Genomic DNA, 21,461 nt, shown 5'->3' with positions numbered 1-21,461 from the left:
CGCGCGCGAACCCGTTAGGTCCAGCACTGATTTCTTGGCCAGAGGTTAAGCTCAACTTATGCTCGACCCGCGCAAGCTCCTCCTGCTCCGCGAGCTCGCCAGGCGCGGCACGATCGCCGCGGTGGCGCAGGCCGTGACGTTCACGCCCTCGGCCGTCTCCCAGCAGCTCTCCGCGCTGGAGCGGGAGGCGGGCGTGCCGCTGCTCGAACGCACGGGCCGCACGGTGACGCTGACGCCCGCGGGCCACCTCCTCGTCGAGCACGCGCAGGCCGTGCTCGAACAGCTCGAACGCGCGTCGGCCGCGCTCGCCGCCGCCCGCGCCGGGCCCTCGGGGCCGCTGCGCGTCGGCGCGTTCCCCACGGCGGCCCGCGTGCTCCTGCCGCCCGCGCTCGCCGCCCTGACCGGCGCCCACCCGGGTCTCGAGCCGAGGGTCTCGGAGATCGACCCGGCCGACGTCTCGGCCGCGCTGCGGGCGGGCGAGCTGGACGTGGCGCTCGTGCACGAATACGACTTCGTGCCGCCGGTCACGGACGCGTCCATCGAGACCGAGCCGCTGTTCAGCGAGCCGATCTACCTCACCGACCGCCCCTCGATCGCCGCCGCCCGCGCCGACGCGTGGATCACCAACAAACCGGGCACCCTCTGCCACACGATGGCGATCAGGGCATGCCAGGCGGCCGGGTTCGAGCCGATGGTGCGCCACCACATCGACGACTTCGACACCGTGCTCGCCTTCGTGGCGGCCGGCCAGGGGGTGGCGCTCGTGCCCCGCCTGGCGGCGATCGATCCGCCGCCTGACGTGTCCCTCACCCGTCTGCCGCTCAGCCGCCGCACGCTGGCAGCCTTCAGGCGAGGGTACGGCGGGCACCCGGCGGTCAGAGCGGCCGTCTCCGCCTTCCGCACAGCCGTCACCCACCTCGCCGACCAGGTCAGTTCATGATCGATGAGCGGCCCCGGCCGATCCGGCGGGCCTTCAGTGCCAGGTGGAGGTGCGAGCGCACCAATCCGTCGCGTAGGTCCGTGTCGAGGATCATGGCGATGCGGCCGAGCCGGTAGTACACCGTGGTCCGGTGCAGGTGCAGTGACGCTGCCGTGCGCTGAACGTCGCAGCCCAGGTCGAGATCCGCATCAGCTGCATCGTCACGATCCCGAACCCGACGGTGACGCTCTACCTCCCGATCGACATCTTCGACCGGGACATACTGCCCCGCTGAGCCCGGCGGGTCATGCCCGTTCCCTGCCCCCTCACCTGCCGAGCACGGCGTCGAGCACGGTCGTGGCGCTGACCATGTCCCGGTCGTACTCGCCGGCCGTCACCGCCACGACCAGGTCCTCCTCCGGCACCGCGAGCAGTCGCTGGCCGCCGTTGCCGATGCCCTCGTACTGGCGGCGCTCGCCGGTGCCGATGTACCACTGGTAGCCGTAGCGGAACTCGCCCTCGATCACGACCCGGGGCGTGAGCATTTCCGTGATCCACCCGCCGGGCACGATGTCGCGGCCGCCGTCGAGCACCAGCCGGCCGACGGCGGCCAGGTCGAGCGGGCGCAACCGCAGCCCGGCCGCGGCCATGGCCAGCCCGTCGTCGCCCTTGGACCAGTGGAAGTCGCCGATGCCGAGCGGCCGGAACAGCGCGGTCTCGGCGTACTCCTCCAGCGGCCTGCCCGTGCCGCGCGCGATGACGCCCCCGAGCAGCGCCGTCGCGCCCCCGCAGTACAGCCACCGCCTTCCGGCCTCCTCGACGACGGGCCGCTCCAGCACGTAGCGATACCGGTCGGGCGCCAACTCCATGGCGATCTCGCTGTTGGCCGGGGACGTGTAGGGGGCGTCCTCGTTCCATTCGAGGCCGAGGGTCATGGTGAGCGCGTGCTCGATGGTGAGGTGCGCCCGCTCCGGATCGGCCACCAGATCCGGATATTCGGCGAACTGCCGCACCAGCCGCTCGCCGGGCTCCGGCACCAGCCCTTCACCCAGCGCGATCCCGTACAGCAGCCCCACGACGCTCTTGGACACCGATCGCACGTCGTGCAGCGTGTCCCGGTCGAACACGACGTGCCCCAGGTCCTCGCCGAGCCGGTGATCCGGCCCGGCTCCGTAACGTTCGAGGACGACCTCCCCGCCCCGCATCACCACGAGACCGTGGAAGTTGGGCGCCTTGCCCGCGCGCAGGACCTCGTCGACCCGCTCAGCCATCGCCATGGTATGTCTCCCTGAAGTCGGCACATACTGGCATACCGCCTCACACGGTGTCAGGCACAAGAAGGACGATCACGGCTCCGGGCTTCGCCCCCCACTGCGGGTCGGACACGGCGGGGTCTCAGCAGGCGCCGACCCACGTGACCGAGTTGATGTTGACGCGCTTCTTCTTGGTGAATTTCTTGATCGTCGTGCCGTCGCCCGGCGGATGCAGGCATCCGGTCTTCTTCGCCTCGCCGAAATAGTGGTAGGTGAAGCGGATGTGGTCGGCGCCGGCGACTCTATACCCGTTGTTCCTGATCCACGACGACCCTCCGTCGAAGGTGTGGGTGTAGCTGATGTTCCCGCTGTACTGCCAGAGGGGGTACCTGGGGGGATCGTAAATGCAGAAATTTCCTCTCTTGCACCTGTCGACGGGGATGTCGGCGGCCGAGGCCGCCTGGGCGGGGGCGGCTGCCGCTGCCAGGGTCAGAAGGGCCACGGCGCCGAGTGTGCTGACGGTTTTCTTGATGTTTTCGACCATGGCCACCGTTCTACAGAACAGCGATTTCATTCGGCTTTACGCGGCCTAAACGGATCGGCGGCGGGCGGAAATCAGGCGGCCTTGGTCACCTCGGCCGCGGAGAGCGGCGCCGCGATGTCCTCCAGCCCCTTTCGCTCGGCCTTGACTCCCAGGAACAGCTCCACCAACCCTCCGGCGATCATCACCAGGGCCCCGATGGCGAACGCGAGCGCCGTGTCCCCCGGCACGCCGCTCTCGACCAGGTTCGCGAAGACCAGCGGCCCGGCGATGCCGCCGCAGGCGGTGCCGACCGCGAAGAAGAACGCGATCGCCATCGCCCTGGTCTCCATCGGGAAGATCTCGCTGACGGTCAGGTACGCCGAACTCGCCCCCGCCGAGGCCACGAAGAGCACCACCGACCAGCAGGCGGTCAGCGTCACCGCGGTGAGAGCCCCCTGGGCGAACAGCCAGGCGGTGCCGAGCAGCAGCAGCCCCGACCCGATGTACGTCGCCGAGATCATCGGAATTCGGCCCACGGTGTCGAAGAGGTGGCCGAGCAGCAACGGGCCGAGGAAGTTGCCGACCGCGATCACGGCGAAGTAGTAGCCGGTGCTCGTGGTGATGCCGAAGAAGGTGGACAGGATCTGGGCGTACCCGAAGGTGATGGCGTTGTACAGGAACGCCTGCCCGACGAAGAGCGACAGGCCGAGGACGGTCCGCCTGGGATAGAGCGCGACCATGGTGTGCGCGATGCGGACGAACCCGATGGACTTGCGCTGGTGGATGGTCATCGACCGCGACGGCTCCGGCAGCTCCTCGCCGACCTGGTGCTCGACGTCCTCGACGATCCTCTCCGCCTCGTCGCCCCTGCCGTGGATGAACAGCCAGCGCGGGCTCTCCGGCACGTGCCGGCGGACGAGCAGGATCGCCAGGCCCAGCACCACGCCGAGACCGAACGCGACGCGCCAGCCGATGTTCACCGGGAGGTCGTTCAGCAGCGGCACGGTCAGCAGCGCCCCGCCGGCCGCGCCGAGCCAGTAGCTGCCGTTGATAATGATGTCGATCTGCCGAACCTGTCGGTCAGCCAGCCGAAGAACAGCGCCCCCGAGCAGGCCCCCGCCACGTAGAGCGCCGCGGCCGTGCCCGCCACCTGCGCCTGGGTGATGTCCAGGCCGCTGCCCGGCTTGGCGAGCTGCGCGGAGAGGTTGCCGACGATGGTGACCTCGAGCCCGTCGAGGATCCACACGGTGCCCAGGCCGATGACGATCATCCAGTGCCAGCGTGACCACGGCAGCCGGTCCAGCCGCGCGGGCACCTTCGTGGTGATGGTGCCGGTTCCCACGTCGCTCATAAGGTCATCTCGATACCCGGCGAGCGAACGGCAAACGTTTCCCTATGCGGCGGGGCTTCTGGCCTCGAGGATCTCCGTGCGGGACCACGGCCCGCCGTACCAGAACCGCCAGCCGGCGTCGCGCCGCCGTACGTCGACGACGCCGAGCGAGCGCAGCGTGTCCTCGTACGCGCGGGTGTGGTGCGGGTCGGCGATCAACATCAGCCCGCCGGGCCGCAACACCCGCAGCGCCTCGCGCACGGCCTGTTCGCGCCCGCCGGGGCGCGCGATGGTGTGGATGGCCTGGTCGGTGACGACCACGTCGAACGCGCCGTCCTCGAACGGCAGGTCACGCAGGTCGCCCACCACCAGCGACACCCGGTCGGCGACGCCCTCCCGCTCGGCGTTCGCCCTGGCCCGCGGCGCTTCCTTGGAGCGCTGGTCGAGGCCGGTCGCGTGGCCCTCGTCCAGCCGCCGTGCGGCCAGCGTGAGGACGGCGCCGCGCCCGCAGCCCAGATCCAGCAGGCGCTCGCCGCCCTCCAGGCGGTCCAGCTCCGCCGCCCAGACGGCCGGCTTGCCGCGCCGCGTCGTGTAGAGGTGGCTGCCCGCGCTGGCCAGCGTGTAGGTGCCGCCGAGCAGGAAGGCGACCCCCGCCTCGGGGACGTCGTACACGAACGACAACACCGTGAGCGCCGCCAGCATGATCACTCCGAGGAGCAGACCCGCCAGCGCCCAGGGTGCGTCGAACCCGTATCTACCGTGTCGCTTGCCCACATTCACGTTATATCTCAAGCTGGTCTTGACCGGGAATTGACCGGACCCCGCCCTGACGCACCATCACAGCGCATTGCTCATTACTAGGGTGACCTGGATGGGCACACATTGGGGGTTTGACCAGGCATGACGGAGAGAGAACGAGGATTCGGCCTGGGAGCGAGCATCGCCCTGACCATGGGCGCGGCGATGTTGTGGGGAGTGGCACACCTGGCGGTCGAGCGCCGCCGGTCCGGTCTGGCACTCATGGCGGCGTACGTGCTGATGCTGGCCGGCGTGCTCACCGTCTTCACCGCGTACAGCGCCAACCTCCTGTCTCTGGCCGTCCAGCCCCGCTGGCTGACCGTGCTCACCCTAGCGCTGGTGGCGATCGCCCTGGCCTGGACCGGCGTGATCGTCTGGTCGTTCGTCCTCGTACGCCCCCCGCGCACGGACCGGATCGGCCGCTTCCTGACCACGACGCTGACCGTCGCCCTCTGTGCTCTCATCCTGGCTCCCACCGCCTACGCCGCCAGGATCGCCTACCTGTCGCGGGACGTCGTGAACACGTTGTTCCCGTCCAGCGCCGACAGCACGCCCATCATGGCCCATGATCCGTGGAACGGCGCGGCGCGCGTGCAGTTCCTGCTCATCGGCGGCGACTCGGCGCCCGGCAGGCCCGGCGTGCGCACCGACAGCATGACCGTGGCCAGCGTGGACACCACGACCGGCGCCACCACGCTGTTCGGCCTGCCGCGCAACCTCCAGCGCGTGCCGCTCCCCCACGGCCCGGCCGGCAGCCGCTTCCCGTTCGGCTTCACCGGCGCGGGCCCCGACACGCCCGGCCTGCTCAACGAGATCTTCCAGTACGCCGAGGAGCACCCGGACATGGTGCCGGGCGTGCCGAAGGGCGAGCGCGGTCCCACCCTGCTCAAGCAGACGATCAGCGGCATCATCGGCCTTCCCGTGCAGTATCACGTCCTTGTCGACATGAAGGGCTTCGCGGAGCTCGTCGACGCCATGGGCGGCGTACGGGTCACCATCAAGGAGCCCATCGTGTACGGCCGCAACCGCGAGGGCCTGCTGCCGCCCGGCACGCGCAGGCTGTCCGGCGAGGAGGCCCTGTGGTACGGCCGCTCGCGCACCGACAGCGACGACTATGTCCGCATGGGTCGGCAGAAGTGCCTGCTCAACGCGGTCGTCAAGCAGGCCGAGCCGATGACCGTGATCAACAGTTTCGAGCGGCTGGCCGCGGCCGCCAAGCGGACCATCTCCACCGACCTGCCCCGGGACCTCCTGCCGGCCGTCGTGGACCTGTCGCAGAAGGTGAAGAACGCCAGGATCCGCAGCCTCAGCTTCGTGCCGCCGCTGATCGACACGGCGTACCCCGACTGGCGCCTCATCCGCGACAAAGTCTCCGACGCCCTGAGGGAGCGCCCGTCCACCAGGACCGTGCCGACGCGCGAGAAGCCGCCCGCGACGCCGAAGCCGGACAGCCCGATCAACCTCGACGCCACCTGCGGTTAGACCGTCTCGTCCAGGTGGTCGGCGTAGTAGGCGATGGCGCGGGCGTACCCGCCGGCCCGGTCTGACCCGGCGACCACCTGGAGCAGCGTCGTGACCGCCTCGGCGGAGCGCCCGGCGTTGTGCAGCGCCATCGCCATGAACGTGCGCAACGCCCCGTCGCCGGGGAATTCCTTCAGCCCTCGCTCGAACGTCTCCAGCGCCTCGGCGTGCCTGCCGAGCACCCGCAGGGTGCTGCCGTACCCCGTGAAGGCCCCCAGCCGGTCGGCGTCGCTCAGCCCCTCGCCCGCCAGCGCGCGTTCGTAGTAGGGGACCGCCTCGGCCTCCAACCCGAGCGCGTCGTGCGCCCATGCCGCCTGGTAGGCCACCTCGGCGTCGTCAGGGTGCCGCCGGGCCAGCTCGACGAGGAGCTGCCGGGCCTGCTCGCCCTGGCCTTCCTCACGCAGGCGTACGGCGCGTGCCAAATCGTCGTTCCGCATGGAGCGAGTGTGGCATGATGAGGCTCGACAGAAACGGTAACGATTTTCATCCCCAAGAGGAGGCGCCGTGAGAGTGGCGTTCGTCGGAAAGGGCGGCAGCGGCAAGACGACGATGTCGGCGCTGTTCGCGAGGCATGTGGCGAGCCAGGGCGGCCCCGTGGTCGCCATCGACGCCGACATCAACCAGCACCTCGCCCTCGTGCTCGGCCTCGACCGGCAGCCCGAGCCGCTCGGCGCCCACCTCACCGAGATCAAGGAGCGCCTGCGCGGCGCCAACCCGCGCATCCCCTCGGCCGAGTCCATGGTCAAGACCACCCCGCCCGGCCGCGGATCCACGCTGCTGAGCTTCGACGACCTCGCCACCGACCCGCTCGGGCTCACCACGCCCGACGGCCTGCGCCTGCTCGCGACCGGCCCGTTCAGCGAGGACGATCTCGGCGTGGCCTGCTACCACTCGAAGGTCGGCGCGGTCGAGCTGCTGCTCAACCACCTGGTCGACGGCGCCGGCTCCTACGTCGTGGTCGACATGACCGCCGGCGCCGACTCCTTCGCCTCCGGCCTGTTCACCCGGTTCGACCTGACCTTCCTCGTGGCCGAGCCGACCAGGCAGGGCGTGAGCGTCTACCGGCAATATCGCGACTACGCCGCCCAGTACGACGTGGCGCTCGCCGTGGTCGGCAACAAGGTGCACGGCGAGTCCGACGTCGAGTTCCTGCGCGAGCACGTGGGTGACGATCTGCTCACCTGGATGGAGCACTCATCGGCCGTCCGCGCCATGGAGCAGGGCCGCCACTTCACGCTCGACGACCTCGAGCCGGCCAACGCCGACGCGCTCGCCCTGCTCCGCAAAACCCTCGATGAGCAGGAGAAAGACTGGGAGCGCTTCGGCCGGCAGACCGTGGAGTTCCACCTGCGCAACGCCCGCGCGTGGGGCAACGAGCGCACCGGCACCGACCTGGCCGAGCAGATAGATCCGGGCTTCGTCTACGGGCCCTGATCACACGACTGTCCCCCTCCAGGCATCTGGAGGCTCCCCCCATCCCCGCCTAGCGTCACATTTGATCCCTTTCGAGAGGAGACAGCATGTCGCTGACCGTTCCGAACGATCTGCTCGACCAGGCCAGGGCCGGTGACGTGGACGACGCGGCCTTCGTCGCGTGCGTCCGCGACTCGCTGCCGTACGCGTGGTCGCTGATCAGCGACCTGGCGAGCCGGCGCGAGCAGACCGGGGCCGAGTTCGCGGACAACACGGTGCCACCGCCGTCCGAGGAGGCCCGCGGCCAGCTCCTGCGCTGCCTGGCGAGCGACGCGATGCGCGGTGCGCTGGAGCGCCACTTCGGGGTCCGCCTGGCCTTCCAGAACTGCCACCGGGTCGCCGTCTTCGACCCGACGGCCACGAAGGCCCTGCACGAGTTCGTCACTCCGCGCGCCCAGATCCTCAACCAGAAGCCGGAGCTGGTGGACTGCTGATCCCTCCCGGTGACCCGGCACCCCGCCGGGTCACCGGGGCAGCAGCGGCAGCACCTCGTCGCCGAAGCGCCTGATGTTCTCCAGCGTCCGGCGATGCTCCCCGAGACCCTCCACCATCAGGATGAAGTGCTCGATTCCGGTCCTCTCCGCGGTGCGCAGCAGGGTCTCCGCACAGTGTCCGGCCGACCCGACCGGATGGATGCGCGTCAGCAGATCCGCATATGCCGGGATGTCTCGTGAAGGGCGCGGCCGGCCGTCCACCGGCACATAACCCGCCAGCCCCGGCCCCAGCCACCGCGGCAACGACTCCCCGAGTTCCCGCACCGCCTGGGCCGTCGAGTCCGCCACGTACGCGACCCCCGCCGCCACGTGCCCGGCCGCCGTCCCCCCGCGCGCCGCGTAGTCCGCGACCAGCGCCGCCTTCTCCGCGTCCCCTATGTGCATGCCGAGCAACATGGGCAGGCCGCGCGCCGCCGCCAGCCCCACCGTCGGCTCCGAGGTGCACGCGACGACCGGCCGCAGCACCGCCTCCGGCACCACCCCGACCTCCCTGAACCGGAAGAACTCCCCGCCGGCCGCCACCGGGCCGCAGGAAAGGGCGTCGAGCAGCACGTCCAGCGACTCCCCGAAGCCCCGCTCGAACCGTTCGGCCCCCGTGCCGAACACCTCCAGGTCCACCCACGGCCCGCCCCTGCCCACGCCAAGCGTGAACCGCCCGCGGGAAAGGTGGTGCAACATCGCCGCCTGCTCGGCCAGCGCCACGGGATGCTGCGTGGACAACACGCTCACGGCCGTGCCCAGCCCGATGCGCGTGGTCCTGCCGGCGGCGACCGCCGCCAGGGTGGTCGCCGACGGGCACACGCCGTAGGACATGAAATGGTGCTCGGCGATCCACGCGTCGTCGAACCCCGCCTCCTCCGCCGCCACGACCAGCTCGACGGCGTCGGACAGCACGCGCCCGGCTTCCTGGCCGGGAAACTGCGCCGCGATCAGAAAAATGCCGATTCGCACCTGATCCATCATGGCGGTCATCCGGAGGGAGCCGCCACCCGGAAGGCCTCACTCCCAGCGAGCCCGCTGCGCCCGCTCACCCGAAGAGCGTCGCCTGCCCCTCCCCCGCCAGCGGATCACGGTGCTGCTTCAGATGCCGCCACTGCGGCAGATCGTCCAGGTAGGACCACGAAAGACGATGGTGCGGGGTGGGCCCCAGCCGGGCGAGGGCCTCCTGGTGCGGCGGCGACGGGTAGCCGGCGTTCTCGGCGAAGCCGTACTCGTCGCAGCCGATCGTCCCCATGTAGGCGTCGCGCCGCACCTTGGCCAGCACGGACGCCGCCGCGACCGAGATGCTCGCGGCGTCCCCCTTGATCTCCAGCCGCACCGGCCAGGGCGGGCCGATGTAGTCGTGCTTGCCGTCGAGGATCACCGCGTCGGGGCGTACGGGCAGCGCCTCCAGCGCCCGGCGGGCGGCCCTGCGCAGGGCCTGCGTCATGCCGAGCCTGTCGATCTCCTCGTGGGTGGCCTCGCCGTAGCCGACTCCGGCCGCCCACGCGGCCAGCTCGGCGGCGAGCGGCGCACGCCTGGCGGCGGAGACCTGCTTGGAGTCCGTCAGGCCCGCAGGCGGCTCGGACAGGTCGGTGACCACGGCGCAGACGGTGACCGGTCCCGCCCACGCGCCCCTGCCCACCTCGTCGACGCCCGCGACCGTGCGGACGCTGTGCTGGGAGAGCAGGAGGTGCTCGATGTCGTACGTCGGCGCCATGGACGCAGACGCTATCGCCTCCACGACCGGCCGGGGGCGGGTCGTGGCCGAACGACGTCTCCCTCGACGAACGACCGGCCGGTGCGCGGTGGTGGCCGAAGCCCGGCGCCTCACTCGCCGAACGACCGGCCGACCACGTCCTTGGTCGAGCGGACCGGCCCGTCGGGCCAGTCGGCGAGCATGTCGTCCTCGGGGCGCCGCCGCTCCGCCGGGCGTACCGGCTCGAGGTCGGCCGCGATGTAGCGGGCGGCCACGTGGATGGCCCGCAGCGTCACCGACACCGACGGCCGGTTGACGCTGGAGCTTCTGGCGACGGCGTGCACGTCGCGGCCCACCGGGTTGCCGGGGAACTGCCGCACGGCCAGCCCTCGCACCCCGGCGGCCAGCGCCAGCGCGGGCACGGCGGCGATGCCGATGCCCTTGGCGACGAGCGACAGGATGGTCCCCAGCCCTTCGAACTCCCACGGCGTCGGCCGGGTGCCGCCCACGTCCACCAGCAGGCGGTCCACGGCCAGCCGCGACGGCTCGCCGTCGGGCGTGGCCATCCACGCCTCGTCCCGCAGCTCGCGCAGGTCCAGCGGCACCTCCGGGTCGGCCAGGCGGTGCTTGCGCGGCACGACGAGCACGAGGGGGTCGCGCAGCAGGGGGAACACCCGCAGGCTGTCGCTGTCACGTACCCGGCCGTACCAGTCGTCCACGAGCGCGATGTCCACCTCGCCCGACTGCACCTCGCGCAGCCCGCGCCCCGACCGGCTCTGCCCCAGCCGCAGCGTGAGCTCCGTGTGGCGGCGCAGCGAGCGCGCGAGCGCGGGCGCGAACGCCACCGCCGCCGTCGGGAACGCGGTGACGACCACCCGTCCCGCCGGTTTGCCCGCGTGCGCGGACAGGTCGGACTCGGCCTCCTCGACCATGGACAGGATGCGCTCCGCGTGCATGACCAGCCGGCGGCCCGCGTCGGTGAGCTCGGCGCTGCGCGCGGTCCTGTCGATCAGCGCCGTGCCGGTCTCGCGTTCGAGCGCGACGAGTTGTTGCGAGACGGCCGAAGGACTGTACCCCAGCGACTCGGCAGTCGCCGAGATACTTCCTCGGCGTGCGAACTCGCAGATCAGCACCAAACGCCGCAATTCCAGCATCAGACTTCCTTATGCCTACCCACGAAAAGCCTCGCTTGTCCTGATGCCTGTTGGCAACCACCCTGGGAACGTGACAAACATGACGGTAACTCTGTCCGCCACTCTGGCGGCGAATGAGGACATCGAACGAAGACGACGCGCCGGGGAACGTGTGCTGCACCTGGCCTTCGGTGAGGCCGGTCTGCCCGTCCACCCGGCGCTGCGCGAGAGGCTGGCCGCCGCATCGGAGCACAACGGCTACGGACCGGTCGCGGGGGCGCCCGGACTGCGGGTCGCGGCGGCGGGCTACTGGACACGACGGGGGCTCATCACCGACCCCGAGCTGATCGTCTGCGGACCTGGCAGCAAGTCACTGCTGTACGGCCTGCTCCTGGCGATCGGCGGAGACATCGTCTTGCCCATGCCCAGCTGGGTCAGCTACGCCGCGCAGGCCGATCTCGTGGGCTCACGCCCCATCCTGGTGCCCGCACCTCCAGGAGAGGGCGGAGTGCCCGACCCCGACCTGGTGGCCGCCCAGGTGCGGCTGGCCAGGGCGCAGGGCAGGACGGTGCGCTCGGTGCTGGTCACGCTGCCCGACAACCCGACGGGACGGCTGGCCACGCCGGCGACCGTGGGCCGCCTGGTGGAGGTCGCCCGCGAGCTCGACCTGATGATCATCTCGGACGAGATCTACCGCGACCTGCTGCACGACCCCGCCCTGCCGTACACCTCCCCGGCCGACCTCGCACCCGAGCGCACGATCGTCACCACCGGCCTCAGCAAGAGCCTGGCCCTGGGCGGCTGGCGGATCGGCGTCGCCCGGCTCCCCGACGACGGTCACGCACTGCGGGCCCGCCTGCTCGCGGTGGCCAGCGAGATCTGGTCGGCGCCCGCGGCACCCGTACAGGAGGCCGCGGCCTACGCCTTCAGCGATCCACGCGAGCTGACCGAGCGCATCACCCGCAGCCGCCGGCTGCACGGCCTGGTCGCGCGGGCCGTGCGTGACAGGTTCCTGGAAATCGGCGCCGACGTGCCCGCCCCGCAGGGCGGCTTCTACCTCTACCCCGACCTCAGCCACCTGAGACTCGGCGGCTCCGCCGAGATCACCAAACTTCTGCTGGAGAACCACGGCATCGGCGTCCTGCCGGGGCACGCCTTCGGCGACGACCCCGCCGCGGCCCGGATGCGAGTGGCGGTGAGCCTGCTCTACGGCGAGTCCGCGCAGGAGCGGCTGACCGCTCTGACCAGCCCCGACCCGCTCCAGCTCCCGTGGATCGCGGCCAACCTCAACCATCTGTCGATGGGACTGAAAGAGCTCTCGCTCGTACGCTCCGCGCAGGCGCCCGCGCTCGTACCCGCCCCCTGCAGCGGCTAGGCGATCCTCTTCCCGACAGCCCCATAAGTCCCGTGAGCCGGTTGCCCCACCCCCCACAAAGGGTCGTCATCCTGCGGAGACACCCCGTCCGCAGCCGCCGGCGAAAGAGTTTCCCGCGTATGAACACCCGCTCATCGTGTGCCCATGCCCGCTCCGGGCTCCTGGCGGATCGCCATGAGGCCGGCAGCGGCCGAGGCGTCCTGATCATCCGTCCGTCACGGCCCCGCCCGAACTTTCTGGGCGGGGCCGGTATTTTTGCCTGCCTGCCGGCGCTCTGTATGACACGCCCCCGCGTGTGCTCGGTGCCGATCTGAGTGTCATACCCAGCCGGCCACCAGCATCCAGGGGCGAGCTCAACGCCTGATCAACGGCGGATCAACGGCCCGGTGAACGATCAGCCGGCATCTAGGTGACGAGCAACGATGGATCTATCATTTGGTAGCAAATCGTTCCATTGGCTTGGAGACAGACGGCATGGCTGGTCAGAGCGTTCCAGGCGAGCTGCGGTTCGCCGTGCTCGGTCCTGTCCGCGCGTGGCGTGATGGCCGGGAACTCGACCTCGGCACCCCGCTCCAGCGTTCCATTCTCGGCATGCTGCTGCTGCGGGAAGGGCACGCGGTCACCCCCAACGAGATGATCGACGCGGTCTGGGGTGAGGACGCGCCGCCGCGGGCCCTGGGCGCCCTGCGCACCTACGTCTCCAGGCTCCGTACGGTGCTCGAACCCGACCGGCCCGCCCGCTCCCGCCCGGAGCTGCTGACGTCGATCGGCAGGGGCTACGCGCTGCGGCTGGCCGGCGACGCGCTCGACCTGACCCGCTTCGAACGCGGCATCCGCGAGGCCGAGTCCGCGCGCAAGGCGGGCAGGCTGTCCGAGGCCGCCAGGGCGCTGCGGGCGGCGCTGTCGTTGTTCGAGGGCGAGCCGCTGGCCGGGGCCGTCGGGCCGTACGCCGAGCACCAGCGCGACCGGCTGGTCGAGCGCCGCATCAGCGTGGTCGAGACGCTCATGGACGTCGACCTGGAGCTGGGCAACCACGCGAAGGTCGTCTCCGAGCTGATCGCGCTGACCGCCGACCACCCGCTGCGCGAGCGGCTGCGGGCCCAGCTCATGCTCGCCTACTACCGCTGCGGCCGGCAGGGTGACGCGCTCAACGTGTTCACCGAGACGCGCGAGGCGCTCGTCGACGAGCTGGGCATCGAACCCGGCCCCGAGCTGACCGCACTGCACCAGCGCATCCTGGCCGCCGACCCCACCCTGGCCGCCGCGCCCGTCCCCGACGACGAGGCGTACGCCGCAGAGCCGCGGGACGAAGAGGAGCCGCAGGCGCTCGACCTGCCGCGCCCGGCGCAACTGCCCGCCGCCGTCAGCGACTTCACCGGCCGCAAGGAGATCGCGGTACGCCTGCGCACGATGGTGTCGGCCGGCTCGCCCGCCCAGTCGTCGCCCGAGGGCGTGCCGGTGGTCGCTATCTCCGGCATCGGCGGCGTCGGCAAGACAGCGCTGGCCGTGCACGTCGCCCACCAGGTCGACGAGGTCTTCCCCGACGGCCAGCTCTACGCCGACCTGCGCGGCTACTCCGGCGAGGCCACCGCGCCCGAGTCGGCGCTCGGAGCCTTCCTGCGCGCTCTCGGCGTCCCGCCGGACGTCATCCCGGAGGGCCTCGCGGAACGCTCCGCCCTCTACCGGTCGATCCTCGCCGAGCGCCGCATCCTCGTGCTGCTCGACAACGCCCGCGACGCAGAGCAGGTCAGCCCGTTGCTGCCCGGCTCCGCGGGGTGCGCGGCCGTCGTCACCAGCCGGGGCAAGCTGGCCGACCTGCCGTCGGCGCGGCTGGTCGACCTCGATGTGATGGAGCCGGACGAGGCCCTGGCGTTGTTCACCGCCGTGGCCGGGGCCGAGCGCGTCTCGGCCGAGCGCGGCGCGGCCATGGACGTGGTGGCCGCCTGCGGGTTCCTGCCGCTGGCGGTGCGGATCGTGGCCGCCAGGCTGGCCGCGCGCCCGTCGTGGACGGTCGCCTCGCTGGTGCCCAGGCTGGCCGACGAGCAGCGCCGCCTCGACGAGCTGCGGGTGGGCAACCTGGCCGTCGAGGCCACGTTCGCGCTCGGCTACGGGCAGCTGGACGCCCCGCAGGCCCGCGCGTTCCGGCTGCTCGCGCTGCCCAACGGCCCCGACATCTCCTTGGGGGCCGCGGCGGCCGTGCTGTCGATGAGCGCGTTCGAGGCCGAGGAGGTGCTGGAGTCGCTCGTGGACGCCAGCCTGCTGGAGGCGCCCGCGCCGGGCCGCTACCGCTTCCACGACCTGCTCAAGCTGTTCGCCAGGCGGGAGCTGGAGAAGACGGAGCGGCCCCAGGCCAGGACGATGACGCTGCGCCGGCTGCTGGGCTTCTACCTGGCCTCCGCCCAGTCCGCGCACCGGCTGGCGTACGAGGGCAGCATGATCTCGGCCAACCTGGTCGTGGTGGGGAGCGGGCGCACGTTCACGAGCGTGGACGAGGCCGTGGCGTGGCTGATCGCCGAGGGCGACTCGTTGTTCGCCGCCATCAACCAGGCCGCCGCGTCCGCGCGTGCCGCCGAGCACCTCCTGCCCGCCGCCGACCTGCTGGTGGCGATGGAGCCGCTGCTGGAGTCGGGCACGCACACGCGCGAGTTCGACCAGAGCACGCGGGCGGTGCTGGCGGCCGCGCTGGCCATGGACGACACCGCGGGCGAGCTGCGTGCCCGTTACGTGCTCGGCCGGGTGCTGTTCGCGGGCAACCGGCTGAGGGCGGCCGAGGAGCACTTCAGGCGCGTGGACGAGCTGTCGCGCGAGCGCGGCGAGATGGTCGTCACCGGTGAGGTGCTGAACGCCCTGGCCGTCGTGGTCGGCAGGCAGCGCCGCCACACGGAGGCGCTGTCCCTGTTCGACTCCGCGATGCGCTTCTACCGCGAGAACGGCGTGCCGGCCGGCGAGGCCCTGGTGCTCAGCTACTCGGCCCGCGACCACCTGGGCCTGGGCCGCCCTGACGACGCGATCGCCGCCGCGGAGAAGGGCCTGGCCATCTTCACCGAGATCGGCAGCGGCGCCGGCACCGCACGCGCCCGCTACCACCTCGGCATCGTGCTCTCCCGGGTCGGCCGGCTCACCGAGGCCGTGCACCACCACGCCGAGTGCCTGGCCTTCTTCCGGGCCAGCAGGCAACGGGTCTGGGAGCAGCGCGTGTGCTCCAGGCTGGCCGAGACCTTCATCGCCGCCGAGCGTTACCCCGAGGCCGTGCGCCACGCCGAGCAGGCCCTCGTGGTCTCCCGCGAGATCGGCCATCCCTACGGCGAGGCGCTCTCGCTCACCGTCCTCGGCAAGGCGCTGCGCGGCCTCGATCACGGGCCCGGCAGCGTGGGGAGGAGTCTCGACTGCCTACGGCAGGCCTTCGAGATCTTCTCCCGGCTCGGCGCTCCCGAGGCCGGCGATCTCAAGGTCCTGCTCGACGGCGCCCCCACCGACGAGCCCGCCGGCATCTCCACTGGCATCACCACTGGCATCTCCACTGGCGCCCCCACTGGCGAGCCCGTCGCCGGGACCGACGGCGAGACCGTCGTCGAGTCCTGAGTACAGCTCGTCGTCCAGACGTGTCATCCACACATGGTTGATCAAGGCTGTCCTTCGGGAGTCACGATGTGCTCGTGATCGACTGAAGTTCGGCCCGGCCGGTCATCCTTCGCCGCCACGCGTCGCTAGGGGGCCCGGTCATCGGGATGCTCCGCGAGGCGGCAGCCGCCTCACATAGACGACCGGCCGGACCTGACACGGCCCTCGAACCCCCCAAGGCCGTGCCTGGCCTCGAGCCTCCACCCGCGGTGTCAACGTCCGATCAATGCCGGATCAAAGCAGGAAGTATCCCTCGGCGATGAGGGGCCTGACCGCGTCGGCGTTGGGGATCTCGCCGTCGCCGACCAGCTCGGCGATCACGTTGAGCAGCGGCCCGAGCGCCAGCTCGCCGTCGCAGACGCCGGCCAGCGCGGCCTCCACCGTGCCGACCTCCCTGGTGCGGCGCAGCCCCTGCGTCTGCCGCAGCACGATGCGGATCGGGTCTTCCGCGCCCGGCAGGCCGATCCGCTCGTCGAGCAGGCCTTCGACGGTACGCGGCCGCGCGGCGTCGAGGTCGCCGGCCCGGTGGGCGGCCGCGACGGCGTCGATCACCGAGTCGACGTAGTCGCCGACCGGAAGGCTGACCTGGTGGGTGAGCTGCTCCACGCGCACGACCGGGTCGAGCGTGCCCGAGTTGCGCATCGTGATCCAGCCGAATCCGATGGCCTCGACCTTGCGCTCCTCGAACCAGGACAACCAGCGGTCGTAGTGTTCCGTGTAGCTCCTGGTGCCCTGCTCGGCGGCGTCCCTGAGCCAGAGCTCGACATATTCGGCGGGGTCCTGCACGTCGCGCTGCGCCACCCAGGCGTCGCAGCCGGTCTCGCGCAGCCAGCCGCCGACGCGGTCGTGCCAGTCCTCGCCCTCGACGTGCAGCCAGTTGGCCAGGAAGTGGGCCTGTCCGCCGGGGCTGAGATGGCGGGGCGTCCCGCGGAGCAGGTCGCGGCAGAAGCCGTCGCCTTCGGCGCCCGACTCGCGGTAGGTCAGCCTCCCCTCCGGGCCGATCACGAACGGCGGATTGCTCACGACGAGGTCGAACAACTCGTCCTCGACCGGCTCGAACATCGACCCGGTGCGCGCGTCCACCTTTGCGACGCCGGACAACTCCCAGCTCAGCCTGGCCAGCTCAAGGGCCCGCGGGTTGAGGTCGGTGGCCACGATGTGCTCGGCCCGCCCGTCCAGATGCAGCACCTGCACCCCGCACCCGGTGCCGAGGTCGAGCGCGCGCCCGACCGGGCGGCGGGTGACGAGCTGGGCCAGGTTGGCCGAGGCGCCGCCGGCCCCCACGACGTGGTCGGGCCGCAGCGCGGGATCGCCCGGCCGGACCTTGCGGTCGGAGACGAGGTAGCCGCCGGTCTCCCAGGGTTGCAGGTGGACCGTCGCGCGGACCTCGTCGCCGTCGGTCTCGACCAGCCCGGACCGCGTGACGGCGGGCGGGAGCGCGCTCGCAGGCACGGGAACGCCGAGCCACCACAACCTGATCAGCGTCGCCAGCGGATCACCGTCGGCGGTGGCGCGCAGCGCCGGGACCAGCTCCTCCCGGGACAGCGCGGAGGCGGCCATCGCGCCGAGGCGCTCGCGTACGCCGTCGATCGTGTAACCGGTCTCCAGGAGGTGATCACGCAGTCGTTCCACAAGTCCATCCTTTCATCGCGGACTCCTACGCATGATCCGATACCGAGAGTGTTCATACTGTTACCGATCCGCCCCGGCACTCTGCCTGCGCCGGTCATCCGGGACGCGATATGTCTAGAGAAGCCAGCGCGTCATCCGGAGGAGCGGACTCATGCTGATCCCCTGTTTGGCCTGCGATTCCCGATTTGTTCCAGACGACTACTTCCGCGCCTGCTCCAGCTACCACCGCGGCATGGACCTGGTCTCGTGGACCTGCCCGCGCTGCGGCAACCGCGACGACCTGCGCGTGCTGCCGGGCGAGCTCGGATTCGGCTATCCGCGTCAGGGCAGGTACGCCGTGCTCGCCCGCGTACGCGTGCCCGGCCTGCGCAGGCGCCGCGGCGACCTGCGGCTCGACATCTCGCTCGGCAGGGGCAGCTGGAGGGTGCCCGCTATTCGGGTCGCTGGCGCAGGCTCTGCCAGGCCGCCTCGCCCAGTCCCCTGATCTCCTCGTCGGTCGGCGTGTGGGCGCCCGCGAACCACAGGCGGCACATCTCCTGTGCGGGCCCCAGCCACAACACGTAGCACATGGTCGGATGGACGGGCTGGAGCAGCCCGTTCTTCATGTGCGGGCGCCACCAGTCGGAGACCTTGCGGAAGAACGCGCGGCGCTCCTCGGCCACCTCGGCGCCGCCGGGCTCGTTCTTGCGGGGCGGCCGCTCGCTGACCAGCAACCTGGCCCGCTCGGGGTGCTCGCCCGCCCAGCGCATGTGGAAGGCCACCACGGCCTCGATGCCGTCGCGGGCGTCCTCGTGGCTGACCAGCTCGGCGAGGAAGGCGCTCTGGTAGGCCGTGAGGATCTCGGCGTACAGCACGCCGAAGACGTGTTCCTTGCTGGCGAAGTGGTGGTAGAAGCTGCCGACGCTCACGCCGCTTTCCTCGCGAAGGCTGGCCAGCGTGGTGGCGGAGACCCCGTCCTGGCTGAACCGGCGGAGGGCACCCTCGATGATGCGGGTCCGGCCGTCGCGTCCGTTCTTGACACTCTTCACGCTGTCAATGGTGTGCCACCAGAACGTTATTCCGCAAATGGCCCGGCCTGATTGATCATAGCGGTCACCGCCACGGACCCGGAGGTGACCGTCATCTGGGCGTCCGGCCAGAGCCTGCGGATGAGCCTGAGCACCCGCCGGTTCTCGCCCAGGACGTCCATCGCCACGGTCTTCGCCCCGCGCACGGCGGCCCGCATCAGCAGCATGTCGACCAGCCGCGGCCCGAGCCCGAACCCCTGCCACCGGTCGGCCACCACCACGGCGATCTCCACGTCGCTGCACTCGCCCCGATAGCTCATGGCGTGGCCGACGATCTCCCCGTCGGCGGTGGTGGCGATGAGGGCGTCGCGGCGTTCGTCCACCGCGAGCAGCGCGCGCACCAGCCCGGCGGCGGGGCTGGCGACGCCGGTGAAGAAGCGGAGCGTCTGCGTGTGCAGCGACAAACCCGCCAGGAAGCGTCTGATCCGCTCCTCGTCGTCAGAGCAGGCCTGGCGGATCTGAGTTCCGTGCATGAACTCAGCCTGCCCTGTCGCTCCTGAGTCTGTCAATTGAACTCAGGTATGATAGGGAGATGAACGTGCCGTCTCGTATGGGTCTCCGAGCGGACAACTGCTCGATCGAGCGCACCCTGGACATCGTCGGGGAGAAGTGGACCTTCCTCGTGCTGCGCGAGGCGTTCAGCGGCGTGCGGCGCTTCGCCGACATGCAGGCGATCACCGGCGCCCCCCGCCAGGTGCTCAGCGCCCGCCTGGCCCGGCTGGTCGACGAGGGCCTGCTGCGCAAGGAGCCCTACCGCGAGCCCGGGCAGCGCCAGCGCGACGAATACCGGCTCACCGACAAGGGCCGCGACCTCTATCCGCTGATGGTCGCGCTCATGCACTGGGGCGACAAATACCTGACAGGCGAAGAAGGACCGCCCGTCCGGCTCACCCACCGCGGGTGCGGCGCCCCCGTCGAGCTGCAGTTCCGCTGCGAGGACGGCCACGAGGTGAGCGGCCCGCGCGAGGTCACGCCCGTCCCCGGCGAGAGCGCCGAACTCAGGAGCGCGTGAGCGGCCCGCCGCAGGTGGCGCCCCTCCTTGCGCCTAGTCTTGAGAGCGTGTACCGGTTCCTGCTGACGCCTCGATGGCTCGCGCTCCACGTGGTGGTGCTGCTGGTCATCCCCGCCTTCGTGTTCCTCGGGCGGTGGCAGTTCGGGCGGTTCGAAGAACGGTCCGCCAACAGCGAGCGGGTCACCGCCAACATCGAGGCCGCGCCCGTGCCGCTGGAGCGGCTGGCGGCCCCCGGCCGGCCGGTCCGCGAGGACGACCGGTTCAGGAAGGTGACGGTGGCGGGCACGTACGACCCGTCCCACGCCCTGGTCGTCCGCCGGCGCCCTCAGGAGGGCAGGCCCGGCTACTACGTCCTGACCCCGCTCGTCACCGGCCCCGGCACGGCGGTGATCGTCAACAGGGGCTGGGTCAAGGCGGGCGCCACCGCCGACACCCCGCCCGAGGTCCCGCCGCCTCCCGCCGGGCAGGTGACGGTCACCGGCCGGGTGCGCCCGGGCGAGACCGAGGAGTCCAGCGGCATCCGCGAGCGCTCAGGGCTGCCTCCTGGCCAGGTGCTGCTGATCGACGTCGACAGGATCGGGAAAGGGCTGCCGTACACGCTGGTGGGCGGCTACGTGGAGCTGACGGAACAGCAGCCGCGGCCGGCCGCGGCGCCCGCCCCGGTGCCGGAGCCCGACGTGGGCGCCGGCGGCGGGCTCAACCTGGCCTACGGCGTCCAGTGGTGGTTGTTCATCGGCATCGCCGTCGGCGGGTGGATCCTGCTGATCCGCCACGAGGTGGCCGAGCGGAGGGCGGCGGCCGCGAAGGGCTCGGAGGGGGCGTCGCAGGCCGAGGAAGCGGAGAGCGCACCCCGCTAAGGTGGTGAAGTGCGGCATATCAAGTTCACCAACCTCTGCAATTTCCGCGACGTAGGCGGATATTTCACGAAAGATGGGCGTGTCGTCCGGTGGCAGCGGCTCTACCGGGCCGACTCCCTCGGCTGGCTGGCGGGCGACGATCTCACGACCTTCCGCGACCTGGGCGTACGCGCCGTCATCGACCTGCGGCACGCGTTCGAGATCGAGAGGTACGGCCGCGTGCCCCGGTCCGACGGCCTGCTCTACCAGAACCTGCCCGTCGAGGGCCGCCGCTGGGACACCGCCACCACCTACGACGAGGAGATCGGCATCGAGCGTTACCTCGCCGACCGCTACCTGGAGGTGACCGAGGACGGCGTGGCGAACCTCAGGACCGCGCTGGAGACCATCGCGCGGGCCGACAACGCCCCCACCGTCATCCACTGCGCCGCCGGCAAGGACCGCACCGGCGTGCTCACCGCGCTGGTCCTGTCGCTGGCGGGGGTCGGCGAGGACGACATCGTGGCCGACTACGCGCTCACCGGGCTGGCCACCGACCGCTTCATCGCCGACTGGGGCAGGAGACACCCGGGAACTTCTCCGTGGCCCGGGTTCGGTCTGGCCCCCGCCGAGACCATGCGGCTCTTCCTGACCGACCTCGTACACCGGCACGGCTCGGTCGAGGCGTACGCCGACCAGGTGCTCGGCCTGGCCCAGGACACCGTCGACGAGCTGCGCGACCACCTGTTGACGGAGGCGCCTTGACACGAGTCGGCTCCCGATGTGTTGATCTCGG

General features: G+C 71.2%; 22 protein-coding genes. 10 read left to right on the top strand and 12 right to left on the bottom strand.

Annotated elements, in window-relative coordinates; genetic code table 11:
* The first annotated feature begins 58 nt into the window (after positions 1–58).
* A complete protein-coding gene (locus ABGB14_RS32225) occupies positions 59–940 on the top strand; it encodes a LysR family transcriptional regulator (RefSeq protein WP_347647597.1) in 882 nt (293 codons plus the stop codon).
* 305 nt (positions 941–1,245) lie between these two features.
* Here ABGB14_RS32225 and ABGB14_RS32220 read toward each other — a convergent pair whose 3' ends face one another.
* The 5 genes from ABGB14_RS32220 to ABGB14_RS32200 form a co-directional block, all read right to left on the bottom strand.
* Positions 1,246–2,196 (bottom strand): serine hydrolase, encoded by a 951-nt coding sequence (locus ABGB14_RS32220; protein WP_347647596.1) that lies wholly within the window; start codon positions 2,194–2,196, stop codon positions 1,246–1,248.
* Between the two features lie 118 nt (positions 2,197–2,314).
* A complete protein-coding gene (locus ABGB14_RS32215; RefSeq protein ID WP_347647595.1) occupies positions 2,315–2,674 on the bottom strand; it encodes a hypothetical protein in 360 nt (119 codons plus the stop codon).
* Between the two features lie 113 nt (positions 2,675–2,787).
* Positions 2,788–3,699, bottom strand: coding sequence for an MFS transporter (locus ABGB14_RS32210; protein WP_347647594.1), 912 nt, complete (start codon positions 3,697–3,699; stop codon positions 2,788–2,790).
* Positions 3,700–3,701: 2 nt separating this feature from the next.
* Positions 3,702–4,046, bottom strand: coding sequence for a hypothetical protein (locus ABGB14_RS32205; RefSeq protein ID WP_347647593.1), 345 nt, complete (start codon positions 4,044–4,046; stop codon positions 3,702–3,704).
* Positions 4,047–4,088: 42 nt separating this feature from the next.
* Complete coding sequence (locus ABGB14_RS32200; protein ID WP_347647592.1) at positions 4,089–4,799, bottom strand: class I SAM-dependent methyltransferase; 711 nt, start codon at positions 4,797–4,799, stop codon at positions 4,089–4,091.
* 126 nt (positions 4,800–4,925) lie between these two features.
* Here ABGB14_RS32200 and ABGB14_RS32195 point away from each other — a divergent pair, with 126 nt between their 5' ends.
* A complete protein-coding gene (locus ABGB14_RS32195) occupies positions 4,926–6,305 on the top strand; it encodes an LCP family protein (RefSeq protein WP_347647591.1) in 1,380 nt (459 codons plus the stop codon).
* On the opposite strand, the gene ABGB14_RS32190 is transcribed toward ABGB14_RS32195, so the two are convergent.
* Positions 6,302–6,781, bottom strand: coding sequence for a tetratricopeptide repeat protein (locus tag ABGB14_RS32190; protein ID WP_347647590.1), 480 nt, complete (start codon positions 6,779–6,781; stop codon positions 6,302–6,304). The genes ABGB14_RS32195 and ABGB14_RS32190 overlap by 4 nt on opposite strands.
* 67 nt (positions 6,782–6,848) lie before the next feature.
* On the opposite strand from ABGB14_RS32190, the gene ABGB14_RS32185 reads away from it, so the two are divergent.
* Positions 6,849–7,778 carry an ATP-binding protein gene (locus ABGB14_RS32185; RefSeq protein ID WP_347647589.1) on the top strand — a complete coding sequence of 310 codons (930 nt, stop codon included), beginning with the start codon at positions 6,849–6,851 and terminating at the stop codon, positions 7,776–7,778.
* 86 nt (positions 7,779–7,864) lie between these two features.
* A complete protein-coding gene (locus ABGB14_RS32180) occupies positions 7,865–8,251 on the top strand; it encodes an SCO5389 family protein (protein ID WP_132606396.1) in 387 nt (128 codons plus the stop codon).
* Between the two features lie 30 nt (positions 8,252–8,281).
* On the opposite strand, the gene ABGB14_RS32175 is transcribed toward ABGB14_RS32180, so the two are convergent.
* The 3 genes from ABGB14_RS32175 to ABGB14_RS32165 all read right to left on the bottom strand — a co-directional run bounded on the left by ABGB14_RS32175 (position 8,282) and on the right by ABGB14_RS32165 (position 11,143).
* Entirely contained in the window at positions 8,282–9,271 is a 990-nt protein-coding gene (locus ABGB14_RS32175; protein ID WP_347647588.1) for an LLM class flavin-dependent oxidoreductase, read from the bottom strand.
* A gap of 67 nt (positions 9,272–9,338) precedes the next feature.
* The gene (locus tag ABGB14_RS32170; RefSeq protein WP_347647587.1) at positions 9,339–10,010 is read right to left on the bottom strand and encodes a ribonuclease HII; all 672 of its coding nucleotides are present in this window, start codon (positions 10,008–10,010) and stop codon (positions 9,339–9,341) included.
* A 110-nt stretch (positions 10,011–10,120) separates the two neighbouring features.
* A complete protein-coding gene (locus ABGB14_RS32165; RefSeq protein WP_347623018.1) occupies positions 10,121–11,143 on the bottom strand; it encodes a LysR family transcriptional regulator in 1,023 nt (340 codons plus the stop codon).
* A 79-nt stretch (positions 11,144–11,222) separates the two neighbouring features.
* Between ABGB14_RS32165 and ABGB14_RS32160 the strand changes: the two genes are divergently transcribed.
* Together ABGB14_RS32160 and ABGB14_RS32155 are read left to right on the top strand one after the other, a co-directional pair.
* A complete protein-coding gene (locus ABGB14_RS32160; RefSeq protein ID WP_347647586.1) occupies positions 11,223–12,497 on the top strand; it encodes a pyridoxal phosphate-dependent aminotransferase in 1,275 nt (424 codons plus the stop codon).
* Between the two features lie 474 nt (positions 12,498–12,971).
* Entirely contained in the window at positions 12,972–16,079 is a 3,108-nt protein-coding gene (locus ABGB14_RS32155) for a BTAD domain-containing putative transcriptional regulator (protein ID WP_347647585.1), read from the top strand.
* Positions 16,080–16,352: 273 nt separating this feature from the next.
* On the opposite strand, the gene ABGB14_RS32150 is transcribed toward ABGB14_RS32155, so the two are convergent.
* A complete protein-coding gene (locus tag ABGB14_RS32150; protein ID WP_347647584.1) occupies positions 16,353–17,750 on the bottom strand; it encodes a methyltransferase in 1,398 nt (465 codons plus the stop codon).
* Positions 17,751–17,901: 151 nt separating this feature from the next.
* On the opposite strand from ABGB14_RS32150, the gene ABGB14_RS32145 reads away from it, so the two are divergent.
* Positions 17,902–18,234, top strand: coding sequence for a hypothetical protein (locus ABGB14_RS32145; RefSeq protein ID WP_347647583.1), 333 nt, complete (start codon positions 17,902–17,904; stop codon positions 18,232–18,234).
* On the opposite strand, the gene ABGB14_RS32140 is transcribed toward ABGB14_RS32145, so the two are convergent.
* Positions 18,182–18,778: a TetR/AcrR family transcriptional regulator gene (locus ABGB14_RS32140; RefSeq protein WP_347647582.1), complete on the bottom strand. Its 597-nt coding sequence runs from the start codon at positions 18,776–18,778 to the stop codon at positions 18,182–18,184. The two genes, ABGB14_RS32145 and ABGB14_RS32140, sit on opposite strands and share 53 nt — an antisense overlap.
* Before the next feature lie 26 nt (positions 18,779–18,804).
* On the bottom strand, positions 18,805–19,290 hold the full coding sequence (locus ABGB14_RS32135) for a GNAT family N-acetyltransferase (protein WP_347647581.1): 486 nt from the start codon (positions 19,288–19,290) through the stop codon (positions 18,805–18,807).
* A 59-nt stretch (positions 19,291–19,349) separates the two neighbouring features.
* Between ABGB14_RS32135 and ABGB14_RS32130 the strand changes: the two genes are divergently transcribed.
* Genes ABGB14_RS32130 through ABGB14_RS32120 form a run of 3 tightly spaced genes read left to right on the top strand, consistent with a single transcriptional unit; the run spans position 19,350 to position 21,430 of the window.
* Positions 19,350–19,829: a helix-turn-helix domain-containing protein gene (locus ABGB14_RS32130; RefSeq protein ID WP_347647580.1), complete on the top strand. Its 480-nt coding sequence runs from the start codon at positions 19,350–19,352 to the stop codon at positions 19,827–19,829.
* A 47-nt stretch (positions 19,830–19,876) separates the two neighbouring features.
* Positions 19,877–20,686 carry an SURF1 family protein gene (locus ABGB14_RS32125; protein WP_347647579.1) on the top strand — a complete coding sequence of 270 codons (810 nt, stop codon included), beginning with the start codon at positions 19,877–19,879 and terminating at the stop codon, positions 20,684–20,686.
* 9 nt (positions 20,687–20,695) lie between these two features.
* Complete coding sequence (locus tag ABGB14_RS32120) at positions 20,696–21,430, top strand: tyrosine-protein phosphatase (RefSeq protein ID WP_347647578.1); 735 nt, start codon at positions 20,696–20,698, stop codon at positions 21,428–21,430.
* Positions 21,431–21,461 lie beyond the last annotated feature (31 nt).

Origin of the sequence: Nonomuraea sp. B10E15, assembly GCF_039871615.1 — a bacterium.
Taxonomy (GTDB): domain Bacteria; phylum Actinomycetota; class Actinomycetes; order Streptosporangiales; family Streptosporangiaceae; genus Nonomuraea.
Note: the sequence above shows the minus strand (reverse complement) of the source record. Positions and strands in the feature narration are given on the sequence as shown.